Raw genomic sequence first — 16498 nt, forward strand, 5'->3', positions numbered from 1 at the left:
GCGCAAGCTAGGACAAAGGGCAAGAGCAGGTGACAGCCGGCCCCGATCAATCGTATGAAAGGGCATGCAATACGACGTGGTGATCATCGGCGCCGGCCCAGCGGGATTAATGGCGGCGGAAGTCCTGGGCCAGAACGGGCTGCGGGTCGCGCTGTTCGAATCCATGCCGAGCCCCGCCCGCAAATTCCTGCGCGCCGGCATCGGTGGGTTGAACTTGACCCATTCCGAGCCGTTGGACGCGTTCTTGCGGCGTTTCGGCCCCGGTGCCGACCTGTTGGCGCCAAGTCTACGGGCTTTCGGCCCCGATCACTTGCGCGACTGGGCGGCGGGATTGGGCATAAAAACCTTCATCGGCTCGTCGGGCCGGGTCTTTCCCACCGATTTCAAGGCGGCCCCGTTGCTGCGGGCCTGGTTGCAGCGTTTGGGCCGCGACGGCGTCACCTTGCACAGCCGTCATCGTTGGCTGGGCTGGGATGAAAGCAACGCCCTTCGCTTCGCCACGCCCTCGGGTGAAATCACCGTCAGCGCCAAAGCCGCCATCCTGGCCTTGGGCGGGGCGTCGTGGCCGCGCTTGGGGTCGGATGGCGGTTGGACCGCCATTCTGGCGGCGGAAAAACTGGTGCCGTTCCGCCCCGCCAATTGTGGCTTCGATACGAACTGGAGCGATCATTTCCGCCAACGCTTCGCCGGCGCCCCGGTCAAGGCGGTAGGGGTGGAATTCGCCGGCAGGCGGCTGAAAGGTGAATTCGTCATCACCGAAACCGGGGTGGAAGGCAGCGCCATTTACGCCCTGTCGGCGCCGCTGCGCGACGCCATCCAAGCCGATGGCCAAGCCGTGCCGTATCTGGACCTGAAACCCGACTGGAATGTCGAAAAACTGGCGCAAGCCCTGGCCCGCCCACGCGGCAGCCGATCACTGGCCAACCATCTGGAACGTCAAGCCGGCATCAAGGGCGTCGCCGCCGGCTTAGCGCGGGAATGTCTGCCGGTCGAACGATTGAGCGACGCCGCCGCGCTCAAGGCCGTGCCCCTGACCTTGACCGCGCCCCGCCCGCTGGCCGAGGCAATATCCACCGCCGGCGGATTGTGCTTCGACGCCGTGGACCAGCGCCTGATGCTGAAATCCCGCCCCGGCGTCTTTGTCGCCGGCGAGATGCTGGATTGGGAAGCGCCAACCGGCGGCTACCTGCTCACCGCCTGCCTGGCCACCGGCCGAACGGCGGGACTGGCGGCGCTGGACTGGCTTAAAGCATAAGTCCCCATCGCCCCCGCCCTCAAGGAATGGCGATCAGACCCGCTTGCTTGCCGCCGGTTTAGGCAACACCGTCGCCAACCATTTCCCGACCCCCTTGCGCGCCTTGGTGATGCGGCCGACATCGGCCAGACGGCGGTCGAGAAAGGCCCAGCTATCGGCGCAATCGGGTGAACCATCATCCAGCCAGTACAACAAGGTGGCGGTATAAACGCCAGCCAGGGTGGCACGCTTGGTGTACCAAGAAAAATCGTGCGACACGTCCCCCGCCGCCCGCCACATGGCATCCACCGTGCGCCCGGTGATCTTGGCGGCAATCGGGGCATTGCTCGGCAAGGCCAGCAGCGCCAAGGCCCGGCGCAAGGCCTCGCGGTGGGGCGACCAGCGTTCCAATCGGGTGCGAATCAACATCTTGATGCGATCGGGCGTCTTCAACGTCGCCAGATCGCCGCAATCGGCCACCATCAGGCGATCGCCAAAATCGGCGAAATGCTCCACCGCTTCGACCGGGCCGCCCATGAACGCGCGTTCGGCCAGCGATAGCTCCATCTCCAAATCGGTCGCGGCCAGCACCAAGGTCTTGGCGGTCCAGCCGTCAAACACCGCATGGGGCAACGCCGCCACGATCAGCCGGTCACGAATATCTTGAAAGTCCATGGCTTTGGCCTCAGGTTATGCCCGTCAATACGTAGCTCAGTTGGGCGGCGGCGTCGAGAATATCAAGATGATGTGTAATTCTCTTTGCAAAGCCAATACACTGTGCTATCAGATCGCCCTCCCGGACGGCATGGTGTGCCGTGCGTAGGTTTTCTATTCAGCGTAGAGGAGCTGTGAAGAAACGTGCAAGTTCTCGTCCGTGACAACAATGTCGATCAGGCCCTGAAGGCCCTCAAAAAGAAGATGCAGCGCGAAGGCGTCTTCCGTGAAATGAAGCTGCGTCGCAACTACGAGAAGCCCTCGGAAAAGCGCGCTCGCGAAAAGGCGGAGGCCGTGCGCCGCGCCCGTAAGCTGGAGCGCAAGCGCCTGGAGCGCGAAGGCTTCTAATTGATTGCCGCCGCGATTGACGGCGGCCCTTGGCAAGCCTCCTCTACCCCTGCGCCGTAATTAAAATTCGGCATGGGATGCAAGAGCTGACCAAAGTCAATTGCACCAGAGCGCCGCGATGGCAATGTCGCGGCGCTCTTGGCGTTTTATGCCCTGGATTTCCCCGGAAATCTCCCCCTGTCCCCCGTCTCCGGACCGATTCAGGGTAACGCCAAGAGCCCCCCATGATCGAATCCTCACAAGGCACTGCCTAAAACTAAGGCATATTGACTAATTGCCATAGAGTGCAATTTTTTTGTTCACTTTTCCCTCGGGCATGCTAAGGATGCTGCAACGCACACCTTGGCGCAAGGGGACGAAAATGGCATCAGTCGAGCATCTCTTGGAAATTACCGGGACCGTCGCCGCCGTCACCGATCAGAAAATTGACCGGATCCACGGCATCACCCGCAGGTCGAGAATGCTGGCGCTCAACGCCTCGATCGAAGCGCAACGCGTCGGCCAATTGGGCCGCGGATTCGCCGTCGTCGCCGACGAAGTCAAAGCCATTTCCACCGAAATCGCCGAACTCACCGATTCACTGCGCGGCGAGTTGCGCGGCAAACTGGACAGCCTGTCCGGCTTCGGCCGTGCCCTGGCCGAGGAAGTGCGCCAAGTCCGCGGCGAACGTCTGGCCGATCTCGCCCATAACGCCGTCGAAATCGCCGACCGCAATCTGTACGAACGGTCATGCGATGTGCGCTGGTGGGCCACCGATTCCGCCGTGGTCGATTGCCTGACCGATCCCGATCAGGTGGCCCATGCCTGTAAGCGCCTGGGCGTGATCCTGGATTCTTATACCGTCTATCTGGATTTGTGGGTGGCCGATTCCTCGGGCCGGATTATCGCCAATGGCCGGCCCGGTCGTTATCCCAGCGCCATCGGCACCGACGTATCGCGGCAAGCATGGTTCCGCGATGCCATGGCCACCAGCAGCGGCAATGATTTCGCCGTCGCCGACATCAGCCGCGAAGGCGGTTTGGGCGGCGCCCTGGTCGCCACCTATGCCACCGCCATCCGTGAAGGCGGCGAAGCCGACGGCAAGCCCATCGGCGCCTTGGGGATCTTCTTCGACTGGGAAGCCCAGGCCCAAACCATCGTCGATGGCGTCCGCCTGTCACCGCAGGAAAAGCTGAAAAGCCGCTGCATGCTGATCGACCGCGATCACCGCATCATCGCCGATTCGGCCCGGCGCGGCCTGTTGGTGGAAAAATTTCCGTTGCGCACCAAACAGGGCGATCGCGGCTGTTATCAAGACATGGACAATACCATTGTCGCCTATGCCCTGACCCCAGGATACGAAACCTATCAAGGCCTGGGCTGGTACGGGGTCATCGTTCAGGAAGAATAATCCCAACGGCCCGGATTGGCGAAAGGCGGGGCCATTTTGGCCCCGTTTTCATTACAGCCGCGGCAAGGTGAACTTGACCGTGCTGCCGTCTTGTTCATTGCCTTCGATCCAGATCCGGCCGCCCAAATCCTCGACGATGCGACGGCATTGCGCCAAGCCCATGCCGGTGCTGCCCAGTCCGGCCTCCGAGCCGAGGCGGCGGAACAATGTGAACAGATCGCCACGGTATTCCTCGGGAATGCCAATGCCATTATCGACCACCGACAGCAAGACCTGATCGCCGCAATCCTCTGCCGACACGGCGATACGCGGCGCCATTCCTGGCCGGCGGAACTTCAGGGCATTGGACACCAGATTAACGAACAAAAGGTGCAAGCGCGAACGTTCGCCCCTGGTCTCGCCCAGCGCCGACACGCATAACTGGGCGTGACTGCCGTCGATCTCGGCGGCAAGCGTGGCCAAGACGTCGGCAACCACCCGGTCAAGGTCAACGCATTCGGGCGGACGCACCGATTGCCCCGCCTGATGATAGACGTTGAGAGCCCGCACCATGTCGCGCATCCGCAATGCATCACTGATCAGGAAATCCAGATACTGGCGGCTTTCATCATCCAAAATGCCCGCCAACTTACGCTGCAACAACTGGGCGAACAGCACCTGACGGCGGGTTGGTTCTTGTAGATCATGGGCGGCAACCTGGCCAAATCGTTCCAATTCGGCGTTGCTCCGGGTCAATTCGCCAATGGTTTGCTCCAAGCGACGCTCTTGTTCGCGCAGCCGAGTCAGATCATAAAGCGACAGCACGACGCCTTGGCCGGCACCGTCGACGTCGCGGATCGAGGCCGTGCGGACTTCTAACGGCCGGTGGGAAGGGTTGGCCGGATCATCGGCTTCCAACACGATTTCCAGAGTGTCGGCGGCGAACCAAACATCCACAGCCGCGACATTTCCCGCCAAGCCGCGCATGACGGTGCCGATACGGTCGATCGATGACGCGGTCAGGCTGAAAAAAGCGGCATTGCCACGCAGCAGGCGGCGATCCTTATCAAGGACGGCGATCCCGCCCTCGAAATTCTCCATGGCCACGCTCCACTGATGCGCGGTCTGGGCCAGGGCCGCGCTCAAACTTTGCCGCGCCTGTTCGGCCCGCACCCAATTGGCGATATCCCGAGCGATATCGGCCAGTTCCAGCAGGATAGCAACATCAGCATCATCATAATCCGACGCCTTGTCGCCAACGCCGATCACCGCGGCGAAGCCCGTCTCGTCCACCACCGGCAACACCATCAGCCGATGGAGCGAACCATCCTCGCCCATCGCTTGCTCGGCATTCCGGATCACCGGCCGGCCACACCGCAAGGCCTCTCCGCAGATATCGGGCAGGTCGTCATTGAAGTTCCCGGCATCGGTGAACTGAAAAAACCCGGTGGTACTGGCGGTCAGGCGTTGAGCCGCCAGGGTGACCTCGTGCAGCAGGCCATCCATATCACCGCGTCGCCCGACCTCGGCCAGATGCAGCCGCACCTTCAGCAAGGTATCGGCCCGACGCCGCCGGCGCAGATCGCGCAGATAGACGAAAAAGCGCCCGCCGCTCAGATCGGAATGCAGAACATTGACCTCGACCTCCCAAATCGAGCCATCCTTGCGGCGATGCTGGCTTTCAAAAAGCAGCGCCCCTTGCGCGGCGATCAAAGAGATCCGTTTTTCGGTGTCCAAACCATTTTCCGCCGCCTCTAAATCATGGATGCGCATGGTGCACAATTCGGCGACCGAATAGCCGGACAAGCGGGCATAGGCGGAATTGGCGTCAACAATCCTGCCGCCGCTATCAACCTGCCAGAAGCCGTCGATGGTGGCCTCGATCGAGGCACGGTACAAAGCCTCCCGCTCGCGCAATTGCTGTTCCGCCGCCTGCCGCGAGGAAATATCGTGAAGCCAGCCGACCACATATTCTTCATCCTCGTGATGCAGCCGGCTGGCGGAAATCTCGACGGGCACGAATTTGCCGTCCGCCGCCCGCAATTGTGTCTCGATCAAAACCGGATGATCTGAACTCTTTATCCGCATCCAAACCCGATCCAGCCAATCCCGCGTCATCGTCGGATCAAACCGGGTCAACGGCGAAGACAGGATTTCCCGGCGCGACAATCCCAGCAAGGCGCAGGTCGCCCGGTTGGCGTAGGTGATGGCGAAATCTTGTGACGGACTGAGACAATAAACCGCCTCCCGGCTGTGATTGACCATCGCCCCCAGGAAATCCACTTCACCACGCAATTGCGCTTGCTCGGTGATGTCGCGGCTGACGCCGACCAGCCCCATCACTTGCCCGAATACATCGCGCAGCGGCACCTTTTGGGTGTCGAATAACCGCTTATGCCCATCCGGATAGGTCAGCCATTCCTCGTTGCGCCGCGGCGCCATGCTTCGCAGCATGGCCGAGTCATTCTGGCGGAAAGAATGGGCTTCATCGGTTGGGAAGAAATCGAAATCATCGCCACCAACCAAGTCATGCTCGGCATGGCCGGTAAATGCTTCGAACGGTCGGTTACAGCCGATATAACGAAAATCCCGATCCTTGATGAACACCAGATCGGCGATGCTGTCCATCACCGCCCGCAAGCGGGCGCGCTCTTCCGCCAAATCATGCAAGACCTGATGCTCATCGGTAACATCGCGGGCAACGGCGAAAATCAGACCATCCCCATCGACGGTGCTCGCACGCCACGCCAAGGAATGATATTGCCCGTCCGAGGCCCGGTAACGATTGATGAAATTGCTCACCCGCTCGCCGTCGGCATGGGCCTGTAGAACCGATAAAGTGTTCGCTTGGTCGTCGGGATGGACGAAATCCAAGAAGCTTGCCGCCATCAAATCCGCCAGGGGATAGCCCAGCACGCATTCCCACGACCGCGACAGACGGACAAACCGACCCTGGGTGTTGGCGATGCACAAAAGATCCAGGCTGAGGTCGAAAAAACTGTCGATTTGCGGCTTTGGTCGCGACGCGGCGGGGCGGGTATCCACTTTATTCACAGCAACCTCCCCGGGGTGGAATCTCGGTCTCCGCCCCTTCTGAATGATGCTAAATGTATACCCACAAAGACATGATTTGACAGATGGCCAAATGAAAGGGGCGCGCCCTCCTTTCGGAGGACGCGCCCCTTAATCCCGATTACGACGCTTGCGATCAGCCAAGCGCGCTACAGATTTCCTCGGTGACCTTCTTGGCGTCGCCGAACAGCATCATGGTGTTCGGGCGGAAGAACAGCTCGTTATCGACACCGGCATAGCCCGACGCCATCGAGCGCTTGATGAACAACACCGTCTTGGCCTTTTCCACGTCCAAAATGGGCATGCCATAAATGGGCGAGGCGGTGTCGGTCTTGGCCGCCGGATTGGTGACGTCGTTGGCGCCGATGACGAAAGCCACGTCGGCGGTGCCGAATTCGTGGTTGATCTCTTCCAACTCGAAGACTTCGTCATAGGGCACGTTGGCTTCAGCCAGCAGAACGTTCATGTGACCCGGCATGCGGCCAGCCACCGGATGGATGGCATAGCGCACATCGACGCCTTCGGCCTTGAGCAGATCGCCCATTTCACGCAACGCATGCTGGGCCTGAGCCACCGCCATGCCATATCCCGGCACGATGATGACCTTGGACGAGTTCTTCATGATGAAGGCGGCGTCGTCGGCCGAACCGGCCTTGACCGCACGATCGCCCCCGGCGCCGGCAGCGCCGGCAGGCCCGGCCACTTCGCCGCCGAAACCGCCAAGGATGACGTTGAAGATCGACCGGTTCATGCCTTTACACATGATGTAGGACAGGATCGCGCCCGAGGAACCGACCAGTGCGCCGACGATGATCAGCAGCGGGTTGCCCAAGGTGAAACCGATGCCGGCCGCCGCCCAACCCGAATAGGAATTGAGCATGGAGACGACGACGGGCATGTCGGCGCCGCCGATGGGCAGGATCAGCAAGAAGCCCAAGGCCAGGGCAACCAGGGTGATCAGCACGAATAACGGCACCGAACCGCCCGACATGGCGAACAGGACGATCAGCACCACCATGGTCAGCCCCAAGCCGGCATTCAGCTTGTGCTGCATGGGGAACACCAGCGGCTTGCCGCTGACCAGACCCTGCAACTTGCCGAAGGCCACCAGCGAACCGGTGAAGGTGATGGCGCCGATGGCCACGCCCAGGCTCATCTCGATGAGCGAGCCCATCTTGATGCCCCCCTCGGCGGCGACGATGCCGAAAGCTTCCGGCGATGCCACCGCCGCTCCGGCGACGAACACCGCCGCCAGACCGACCAGGGAATGGAACGCCGCCACCAATTGCGGCAAGGCGGTCATCTCGATCTTCTTGGCGACAATGGTGCCGATGGAACCGCCGATCAGCAGCCCCAGCGGGATCAGGATATAAGACGTGTCCGGCGTCAGGATGGTGGTGACGATGGCGATGGCCATGCCGACCATGCCCCAGGTGTTGCCCCCGCGTGAGGTCTCTGGGCTGGACAGGCCACGGAGCGCCATGATCATGCAGATGGCGGCGACGAGATATGCGAATTGCGTCAGGCTTGCAGACACGGTCGCCCCCTTATTTCTGCTTCTTTTTGAACATGGACAGCATGCGCTGGGTGACGATGAAGCCACCGAAGATGTTCACCGAGGCCAAGATGACCGCGAAGAACCCCAACACCTTGGCCGCCGTTCCCTCGGTCGAGGTGGCGATCAGCGCCCCAACGATGATGACCGACGACACCGCGTTGGTCACCGCCATCAGCGGCGAGTGCAGGGCCGGCGTCACCCGCCAGACCACGTAATAGCCGACAAAGCAGGCCAGCACGAAAATGGTCAGCAGGCTGACAAAGGCCGTCCCATGATCGCCGCCGGTCGAAACCGCCAACTGGGTGGCCTGCTGGGCCAGCAGCGCCGCCTTGGCGGCCATCTCCTGGGCGTCGGTGGCGAGCTTGGCTGCGCCCTCGACAATGTCTTTGGGATCCATGTCCGGGTTCCTCCTTAGCCGACCAACGCGGGATGCACGACTTGACCATCGCGGGCGACACAAGAGCCCTTGAGGATTTCGTCATCCCAGTTGAAGGCCAAATTCTTGTTTTCCTTGTCCACCAGCGGCGTGATGAAGTTCAGCAGGTTCTTGGAGAACAGGGCCGAGGCGTCAACCGCCAGACGCGCCGGCACATTGCCGTGGCCGACCAGGGTGACGCCGTGCTTTTCCACCACGCGGTCAAACTCGGATAGCGGACAATTGCCGCCCATTTCCACCGCCAGATCAACGATGACCGAGCCGGGGCGCATGCCCTTGACCATGTCCTCGGTGATCAGCACCGGGGCCGGCTTGCCGGGGATCAGCGCGGTGCAGATGGCGATATCGGTCTTAGCCAGCACCTCGGCGATCTTCGCCGCCTGCTTGGCCTTGTAATCCTCGCTCATTTCCTTGGCGTAGCCGCCGGCGGTCTCGGCGTCCTTGGTGGCGTCGGGATCGACTTCGACGAACTTGCCGCCCAGCGACTGCACCTGTTCCTTCACCGCCGGACGGACGTCGAAGGCGTAAACCACGCCGCCCAGACGCTTGGCGGTGGCGATGGCCTGCAAACCGGCGACGCCGGCGCCCAGGATCAGAAAGCGGGCCGGCGCCACCGTGCCGGCGGCGGTCATCATCATCGGCACCGCGCGCTTGAATTCGTGCACGCCGTCCAGCACCGCCTTGTAGCCGGCCAGATTGGCTTGGGACGACAAGATATCCATGCTTTGGGCGCGGGTGATGCGCGGCACCAATTCCATGGCGAAGGCGGTGACCTTGCGAGCCGCCAGCTTTTCCACCATATCCTTATGGGTCAGCGCCGACAGCGCGGCGATCAACACCGAGCCTTCCTTCAGCAGGCCGATTTCCTCGTCGGTGGGACGGGCGATCTTCAAGACCACATCGGCGTCGAAAGCGGCGGCGGCATCGGCGGCGATAGTGGCGCCGGCCTCGACATAAACCGCGTCGGCAATAGAGGCCCCAGCCCCCGCGCCGGCTTCGATTTGCACATCAAAGCCCATCTGGACGTACTTCTTCACCGTATCGGGCGAGGCCGCCACACGGGCTTCACCCGCGCGTCGCTCCTTCGGTATGGCGATCTTCATTGCTTCTTTCCCCTGCTCAAGAGACGGGCCGCTCTATATTAGAAAAACAGGATGCACGGCTCGCGCCGCGTTGCCAAGGAGTTTCAAGAAACTTTACACACCAAGAGACCCCTCGTCCTGTCTTTTTATTGCGCTGCATCAGGAGTATCTGAACTAAGATTCCCCTGTACCGCTTTTGTGCGACGCACCATGACTGACTGCCTACACGACATTTGCCCTTGAAGCGAGCCCCTGTTGCCCGATTATGACCTCTGAGTAGTTGAGTCGGGCAGAGTCGTCCCCGCCCATGCGGGTGGGGTGTGGAGCCAGCCCTGCTGCGATACAGTGCGGCGATGGCAAAATCGTACTCCAAGCCGACAGCAAACGGCATGACATTCAGCGGGCAATGGCCATGACCGGCAAGAACAAAGCAAAAGCACGGGCCGCGGCAGCCGGATTGCTGGTGTTGATACTGGCCATCATCGGCTTGCTGGTGGTGCCGCAGGCGCGGGCCAAGCTGGACCACCTGGCCTTTGACAGCCTGCAAAACCTGTGGCCGCGCCCCTATATTCCGGTGCCCGTTCGCATCATCGACATCGACGAGGATTCCTTGGCCCGGCTGGGTCAGTGGCCATGGCCGCGCCACCAGCTGGCCGCGCTGATCGAACGGCTGCGCGCCGCCGGGGCCGCCGCCATCGCCTTGGACATCATCCTGGCCGAGCCCGACCGCACCGCCCCAGCCCGCGTTTCGCAATCCTGGCCGCTGCCGGCGGCAGCCAAGGCCGCCATCGCCGCCCTGCCCGACCCCGACGCCCTTTTGGCCGAAACCCTGGCCGGCGGCTGGGTGATCACCGGCTTCGCCGCGAATCAACCCGCGCCGGGCCAACAAGAGCCGGACACTGATGGCGCCGCCAAGGCCCGCTTTGTCTTTTCCGGTCCCTCGCCCCTGGCCGGCCTGCCCGATATTGGCCACGCCGTCCGCTCGTTGCCGGCCCTGGAACAGGCCGCCGCCGGCAACGGCGCCGTCGCCTTCAGCGCCGATGGCGACGGCATCATCCGGCGGGTGCCGTTAGTGGTCCGGCTGGGCCAGCATCTGCACCCTTCCCTGGCCTTGGAGGCGTTGCGCGTCGCCACCGGCAAACGCAACATTTTGGTCAAGACCGCCGAAACCGGAGCATTGACCCAACTGGCCATCGGGCCGCTGCACATTCCGGTCGATGCCCAGGGCGCGGTTCATCTGCACTATACCGACCCACGGCCGCAACGCTTCGTACCGGCCTGGAAAGTGCTGGACGGCAGCGCCAACCTCGCCGACATCGCCGGCCATGTGGTGTTCGTCGGCGCCTCGGCCAAAGGCCTGCTGGATCTGCGTCTGACCCCGGCGGGCGACATCGTCCCCGGCGTGCTGATGCATGCCGAAGCGGCGGAAGCGGCGCAACTGGGGGCCTTGCTGCAACGGCCCGACTGGATGGAAGGGGCGGAAACCCTGTTGGCGGTGATCGCCGGGCTGACCCTGATCATTGCCGCCGCCTGGATGGCGCCGTTGGCCGGAACCATCGCCGCCCTAAGCGTCGTCGCCGCGTTGGCGGCGGTGACGGCGTTGCTGTTCCTGGGCCTGAACATGCTGGCCGATCCATTGCCCGCAATCGCGGCGGCCCTGGTCGCCCATGGCGCCACCGCCTTGATCCGCCATCGCCAGGATCAGGCGGAACGATCGTTCATCCGCGGCGCTTTCGCCCGCTACATCTCGCCCAATCTGGTGCGCCACCTGCTGGACAACCCGCACTCCCTGGCGGTGGGCGGCGAACGGCGCGAATGTTCCTTTGTCATGACCGATCTGGCCGGCTTCACCACCTTGGTGGAAAGCGCTGACCCGGCCACCTTGCTGGATGTCCTCAACGGCTATATCGACGGGATGGTCAAGATCGCCTTTGCCCATCAGGGCACGCTCGACCGCATCGTCGGCGATGCGGTGGCGGTGATGTTCTCGGCTCCGGTGGCGCAGCCTGATCATGCCGCCCGCGCCATCGCCTGCGCCTTGGACATGGATCGCTTCAGCCAGGATTACGTCGCCCGCATGCAGGCCGCCGGGCATCCCCTGGGGCTGACCCGCATCGGCGTCAACACCGGTCTTGTCACCATCGGCAATGTCGGCGGCGGCAGCATTTCCGATTATCGTGCCCTGGGCGACGCCGTCAACGCGGCGGCGCGATTGGAAACCGTCAACCGCCATCTCGGCACCCGCATCTGCGTCGCCGCCGCCACCGTCAGCCAATGCCCGGATTTTCACGGCCGGCCGGTGGGCGAATTGGTGCTCAAGGGCAAAAGCCAAGCCACCCTGGCCTTCGAGCCCCTGCCGGACGACAGCGATTGCGCCGCCTATCAAGCCGCCTATGAGCTGATGGCGGCGGGCGAGCCGGCGGCAACCGCCGCCTTCGCCGCCCTGGCCGGTTCGGACCCGCTGGCCGCCTTTCACCTGCACCGGCTGCAAGCGGGGCAAACCGGCATCCGGGTGGTGCTGGCCGAGAAATAACTAACGGACGATCACTTCCACCCGACGGTTCTGAGCTTCGCCCTTGCCCTTGACTTCAGGCACCAGCGGATTGCGTTGTCCGTGCGAGGTCACCTCGATCATCTTGGGTTCGATGCCCAAAGCGGTGACCATGGATTGAACCTCGTTGGCGCGGCGCAGACCCAGCTCGTAATTGTACTTGGCGTCACCGACGCCGTCGGTATGGCCGATGATCGACAGATCAGGAGCCGGCCGCGCCTTGACCTCGTCCAGCACCGCCGGCAGCAGCACCTTGGATTCGGGCGTCAGATCGGTGGATTGGAACTGAAAGTACAGCAGGAACGATTTGGGCGTGCGCGGCTGCGCCTTGATGGCTTGGCCGAAACGATCCTGAATATCCTTTTCCGCCACGGCGAAGACGTCCACCGGCTTGGCATCGACGCGATCCGCGCCGGTTCCGCTGCCCGGCGTGCTCACCACCTGGGTGCCGGCCTGGGTGGTCCAGGTCACGGCGCTGTTGGGCCGATCGGGCTGATCCAGCAACACCACGTAAGCCGCCGGGCGCGAGCAGCCGGCCAGCAAAGCCAGCACCGTCATGGCAACGGCAAGGCGAAGCCGGCTCATTCTTCCACGCTGACGACAAAGCGGGTGCCGCGCACACCGATGGTGCCGGTCTTGGTCACCACCGACACCTTTTCCGGCGCCAGCTTGGCAATGGTGCCCGAGGTCATCATCATGGTGCCCCGCGCCACCGAAGCAACCAGTTTCATGCGGTCGGAGGCCGGTTCAAAGTCGAATTCATCCAGCCCCAGGGTGGTCCGCGGCCCCACCGAAAGCGTGGTGTTGTCGCGCAAGGTCAGACCGACGCTGCCGTCGCTGCCGGTAACGATGGAATCGCTTTGTTCCAGCGCCAGACCGGGCGCCGCCGCCAGTTTCTGTTCCCCGCGCAGCACCGACGCCTCCCCGGCAGTGTTCTTGATGGTCCCCACCGGCGCGGCCCAAGCCGGCGCCGCCAACATCAGCGCGATCAGCGCCCCCCCTTTATAGCAAACCATGCGCCTAACCCTTTCCGGTTGCTGCAACCGCCTCGCCAATGAATTGGCTTCGCACTATCATGGTGCCGACAAATTAAGGAGGAGTCCATGAGTGACGCGGCGGCCATGGTGCCGGGAACTTTGTTCGACCGTTACCGGGTGCTGTCCAGCGCCATGGAAGACGGCGTTCTGCGCGCCCGCTGCCAAGACACCAAGGCCGATTGCCAGGTCGTCATCCTGGGGCTGGACAAGACGCTGCTGGACCATCCGGGCACCGGCTATGATCTGGCCCTTTTGCAGGCCGATGTGCAGCAAGCACGCGCCGTCACCCATCCCAGCGTGTTGCAGGCCGAGGACCTGCTGCAAGACGATAACCGCATCTACGTGGTGTCGGAAGTCCCGGACGGTCTGCCCCTCAGCCGCCTGCCCAAGGGGGTGAACAACATCTCGTCGGTTTTCGCCGCCTCGGCCATGGTGCGGTTGCTGTCGCTGTTCGAACTCAGCCAGCGCATCGGTCAGGTCGGGCTATGCCTGTCGCCAGCCCAGGCCTATTTGTCGCCAAAAGGCGTCATCAAGGTCGAGAATTTCGCCACCGCCCGCCTGCTGCACGTGGCCCGCTCCATTCATGCCCGCAACGGCTCTGGCGCACTTTTGGGATCGTTCGGCGCCTTCCGTGAACCGGCGCTGTGCCGCGCCGACGACGCCGAACGGGCGGCGGTGATGATCGAAACGCTGGCCGCACTGCCGGCCGACGCCGAAATCCGCCCCATGGCCCTGCGCATCGCCGGCACCTTGCGCAATACGTCCAGCATGGACAATTCCATCGCCGACGCCGTGGAACAATTGCGCGGTTTGCAGGCCGTCGTCAGCGGCAAGCGAGCGGTGACGGCGACCGCCTCCGGGCCATCGGCCAACAGCCGCCGTTTCCTGCGCCCCGGCGAATACCTGTTCCACCAAGGTGATTCCTGCAACGGCGAGTGCTATGTGCTCGATGACGGCTTGGTGCAGATTTCCAAGACCACCCCCGATGGCCGCGAGCTGTATCTGGACGTGTCCAAGCCCGGCGACATCATCGGCGAGATGGCGGTGCTGGATGATCGCCCGCGCATGGCTTCGGCCCAGGTACTGGAACCGTCGGAAGTGGTGGTGATCAAAGGTGCCGACTTCCTGGCCCGGCTGGAAAAAAGCGACATTATCGCCGTCAAGCTGCTGGAAGTGATGGCGACACGCATCCGCTATCAGTCGGGCGAAATCGCCCGGCTGAAAGCGATGCTGGGGGCCAAGGCCTAGGTTGGGGAAAAGTCCCTCGGCTTCGCCTTGGTGAACTTTTCCCCGCCCCCCCTGATCACATGGCTTCCAATTCGTCGATGAAGCCGACCACCACGTCCAGCCCCTGCCGCCAGAAAGCCGGATCGCCGGCATTAAGGCCGAACGGCGCCAGCAGATCCTGGTGCCGCTTGGTGCCGCCCGCCCGCAACATGTCCAGATACTTGTCGGCGAAGTGCGGGGCGCCGTTGCGATAGACCGAATACAGCGAATTGACCAAGCAATCGCCGAAGGCATAGGCGTAGACATAAAACGGCGTGTGGACGAAGTGCGGGATATAGGTCCAAAACGCCTTGTAGCCGTCGTCGAAACGCAGCGCCGGCCCCAGGCTTTCAACCTGCACCTGCATCCACAATTCGCCGATCCGGTCGGGCGACAGCTCGCCGCGCCGACGCTCGTCATGGACCAGGCATTCGAACTGATAGAACGCCACCTGACGCACCACCGTGTTCAGCATGTCCTCGACCTTGCCGGCCAGCATGGCCTTGCGCCGCGCCGGTTCGGTTTCCTTGGCCAGCATGGACTGGAAGGTCAACATCTCGCCGAACACCGAAGCGGTTTCGGCCAAGGTCAGCGGCGTATCGGCCATCAGCCCGCCCTGGCCCGCCGCCAGCACCTGATGGACGCCGTGGCCCAACTCGTGCGCCAGCGTCATGATATCGCGCACCTTGCCCTGGTAATTGACCAGCAGATACGGATGAGCGGTGGTGACGGTGGGATGGGCGAAGGCGCCGGGCGACTTGCCCGGACGCACCGGGGCATCGATCCATTTGCCATCGAAGAAACGCTTGCCGACAGCGGCCATGTCCGGGTTGAAGGCGCCATAGGCGTCCAACACGGTGTCGCGGGCCTGTTCCCAGCTATAGGTCTGGTCGGCGACGTCGGGCAACGGCGCGTTGCGGTCCCAGTAATCCAACTGATCGACGCCGAACCACTTGGCCTTCAGCTTGTAATAACGGTGCGACAACTGGCCATAGCAGCCCTTGACGGCGGCGGCCAAGGCGTCAACCACCTCGTCTTCCACTTGATTGGACAAGTTGCGGTAAGATTGCGGCCGGGCGTATTGGCGCCACTTGTCCTCGATTTCCTTGTCCTTGACCAAGGTGTTGGTGATCAGCGCGAACAGACCGGTGTTCTCGGTCAGCACTTTGCCCAACGACAAGGCGGCGGATTTGCGCTTGGCCGGGTCGCGGTTGCTCATCAGGTGCAGCGCCTCGGCCGAGGTCAGGATCTCGCCGTCGATGGGAAAGCGCAGCCGCGCCATGCTTTCGTCGAACAGGCGGTTCCAGGCCGAACGCCCGGCCACCGATTTGTCATGCAGCAGACGTTCGACCTCGTCCGACAATTGATGCGGGCGGAAGGCGCGGACGTCGCGCAGCCAGGGGCCGTAATGAGCGGCCTTGGCCGAATCCAGCTTGGCCGCCAGCACCGAATCATCCAGCCGGTTGATTTCCAGGGTAAAGAACAGGGTATGGGACGAGATATCGGTGATCCGCTCGTGAATGCCCTGGTGAAAGCCGCCGCGTTCCGGGTCGGTCTGGTCGCCGGCATAGTAAAGCTGGGCATAGGACATGGCCCGGTACATGATCTCGCCGATGCGTTCATATTCGGCGATGGCCCGGCCGAATTCGTCGCCGGAAATCGCCGCCAGCTTGCCGTCATAGGTCTGGCTGAACGCCTTGGCCGCCGCTTCCGCCGCCTCCAGGTCGGCCGCCAATTCGGGCGAATCCGGGGCCGGATACAGATCGGAAAGGTCCCATTCGGGCAGATTGCCCAGATCGGCGGCGGTATTGGTGATGCTCATCCAGTGACT

The 16498-nt window shown here is 62.9% G+C and carries 13 protein-coding genes; 5 read left to right on the plus strand and 8 right to left on the minus strand.

All coding sequences use genetic code 11. The features are described 5' to 3' along the window. Positions 1 to 64: 64 nt before the first annotated feature. Positions 65 to 1255, plus strand: a complete 1191-nt coding sequence (locus KEC16_RS08300; protein WP_211547740.1) for a TIGR03862 family flavoprotein — start codon at positions 65 to 67, stop codon at positions 1253 to 1255. Positions 1256 to 1288: 33 nt separating this feature from the next. On the opposite strand, the gene KEC16_RS08305 is transcribed toward KEC16_RS08300, so the two are convergent. After that, positions 1289 to 1909: a COQ9 family protein gene (locus KEC16_RS08305; protein ID WP_211547741.1), complete on the minus strand. Its 621-nt coding sequence runs from the start codon at positions 1907 to 1909 to the stop codon at positions 1289 to 1291. A 183-nt stretch (positions 1910 to 2092) separates the two neighbouring features. Here KEC16_RS08305 and rpsU point away from each other — a divergent pair, with 183 nt between their 5' ends. Further along, positions 2093 to 2296, plus strand: a complete 204-nt coding sequence (rpsU, locus tag KEC16_RS08310) for a 30S ribosomal protein S21 (RefSeq protein ID WP_024079771.1) — start codon at positions 2093 to 2095, stop codon at positions 2294 to 2296. A 361-nt stretch (positions 2297 to 2657) separates the two neighbouring features. Beyond that, complete coding sequence (locus KEC16_RS08315) at positions 2658 to 3686, plus strand: methyl-accepting chemotaxis protein (RefSeq protein WP_211547742.1); 1029 nt, start codon at positions 2658 to 2660, stop codon at positions 3684 to 3686. 51 nt (positions 3687 to 3737) lie between these two features. Here KEC16_RS08315 and KEC16_RS08320 read toward each other — a convergent pair whose 3' ends face one another. From KEC16_RS08320 to KEC16_RS08335, 4 genes are all read right to left on the minus strand, one after another. After that, a complete protein-coding gene (locus KEC16_RS08320; protein ID WP_211547744.1) occupies positions 3738 to 6719 on the minus strand; it encodes a PAS domain S-box protein in 2982 nt (993 codons plus the stop codon). A gap of 154 nt (positions 6720 to 6873) precedes the next feature. Continuing rightward, the gene (locus KEC16_RS08325; RefSeq protein WP_211547746.1) at positions 6874 to 8274 is read right to left on the minus strand and encodes an NAD(P)(+) transhydrogenase (Re/Si-specific) subunit beta; all 1401 of its coding nucleotides are present in this window, start codon (positions 8272 to 8274) and stop codon (positions 6874 to 6876) included. Positions 8275 to 8284: 10 nt separating this feature from the next. Next, on the minus strand, positions 8285 to 8692 hold the full coding sequence (locus KEC16_RS08330; RefSeq protein WP_211547748.1) for an NAD(P) transhydrogenase subunit alpha part 2: 408 nt from the start codon (positions 8690 to 8692) through the stop codon (positions 8285 to 8287). A 14-nt stretch (positions 8693 to 8706) separates the two neighbouring features. Further along, positions 8707 to 9834, minus strand: a complete 1128-nt coding sequence (locus KEC16_RS08335) for a Re/Si-specific NAD(P)(+) transhydrogenase subunit alpha (RefSeq protein WP_211547750.1) — start codon at positions 9832 to 9834, stop codon at positions 8707 to 8709. Positions 9835 to 10225: 391 nt separating this feature from the next. On the opposite strand from KEC16_RS08335, the gene KEC16_RS08340 reads away from it, so the two are divergent. Continuing rightward, complete coding sequence (locus KEC16_RS08340; RefSeq protein ID WP_211547752.1) at positions 10226 to 12346, plus strand: CHASE2 domain-containing protein; 2121 nt, start codon at positions 10226 to 10228, stop codon at positions 12344 to 12346. Here KEC16_RS08340 and KEC16_RS08345 read toward each other — a convergent pair whose 3' ends face one another. Then, complete coding sequence (locus KEC16_RS08345) at positions 12347 to 12949, minus strand: OmpA family protein (protein ID WP_211547754.1); 603 nt, start codon at positions 12947 to 12949, stop codon at positions 12347 to 12349. It abuts the gene before it with no gap. Further along, the gene (locus tag KEC16_RS08350; RefSeq protein WP_211547756.1) at positions 12946 to 13380 is read right to left on the minus strand and encodes a FecR family protein; all 435 of its coding nucleotides are present in this window, start codon (positions 13378 to 13380) and stop codon (positions 12946 to 12948) included. The genes KEC16_RS08345 and KEC16_RS08350 overlap by 4 nt, the downstream gene beginning before the upstream one ends. A gap of 87 nt (positions 13381 to 13467) precedes the next feature. Here KEC16_RS08350 and KEC16_RS08355 point away from each other — a divergent pair, with 87 nt between their 5' ends. Then, positions 13468 to 14649: a cyclic nucleotide-binding domain-containing protein gene (locus tag KEC16_RS08355; RefSeq protein ID WP_211547758.1), complete on the plus strand. Its 1182-nt coding sequence runs from the start codon at positions 13468 to 13470 to the stop codon at positions 14647 to 14649. Between the two features lie 55 nt (positions 14650 to 14704). On the opposite strand, the gene KEC16_RS08360 is transcribed toward KEC16_RS08355, so the two are convergent. Continuing rightward, positions 14705 to 16489 carry a M3 family oligoendopeptidase gene (locus KEC16_RS08360; protein WP_211547760.1) on the minus strand — a complete coding sequence of 595 codons (1785 nt, stop codon included), beginning with the start codon at positions 16487 to 16489 and terminating at the stop codon, positions 14705 to 14707. Positions 16490 to 16498 lie beyond the last annotated feature (9 nt).

Origin of the sequence: Magnetospirillum sulfuroxidans (genome assembly GCF_018224925.1) — a bacterium.
Lineage (GTDB): Bacteria > Pseudomonadota > Alphaproteobacteria > Rhodospirillales > Magnetospirillaceae > Magnetospirillum > Magnetospirillum sulfuroxidans.

Coding starts and splice junctions, on each gene's coding strand:
- KEC16_RS08300 (WP_211547740.1), top strand. CDS start 65: ATGCAATACGACGTGGTGATCATCGGCGCCGGCCCAGCGGGATTAATG.
- KEC16_RS08305 (WP_211547741.1), bottom strand. CDS start 1,909: ATGGACTTTCAAGATATTCGTGACCGGCTGATCGTGGCGGCGTTGCCC.
- KEC16_RS08315 (WP_211547742.1), top strand. CDS start 2,658: ATGGCATCAGTCGAGCATCTCTTGGAAATTACCGGGACCGTCGCCGCC.
- KEC16_RS08330 (WP_211547748.1), bottom strand. CDS start 8,692: ATGGATCCCAAAGACATTGTCGAGGGCGCAGCCAAGCTCGCCACCGAC.
- KEC16_RS08335 (WP_211547750.1), bottom strand. CDS start 9,834: ATGAAGATCGCCATACCGAAGGAGCGACGCGCGGGTGAAGCCCGTGTG.
- KEC16_RS08340 (WP_211547752.1), top strand. CDS start 10,226: ATGACCGGCAAGAACAAAGCAAAAGCACGGGCCGCGGCAGCCGGATTG.
- KEC16_RS08345 (WP_211547754.1), bottom strand. CDS start 12,949: ATGAGCCGGCTTCGCCTTGCCGTTGCCATGACGGTGCTGGCTTTGCTG.
- KEC16_RS08350 (WP_211547756.1), bottom strand. CDS start 13,380: ATGGTTTGCTATAAAGGGGGGGCGCTGATCGCGCTGATGTTGGCGGCG.
- KEC16_RS08355 (WP_211547758.1), top strand. CDS start 13,468: ATGAGTGACGCGGCGGCCATGGTGCCGGGAACTTTGTTCGACCGTTAC.
- KEC16_RS08360 (WP_211547760.1), bottom strand. CDS start 16,489: ATGAGCATCACCAATACCGCCGCCGATCTGGGCAATCTGCCCGAATGG.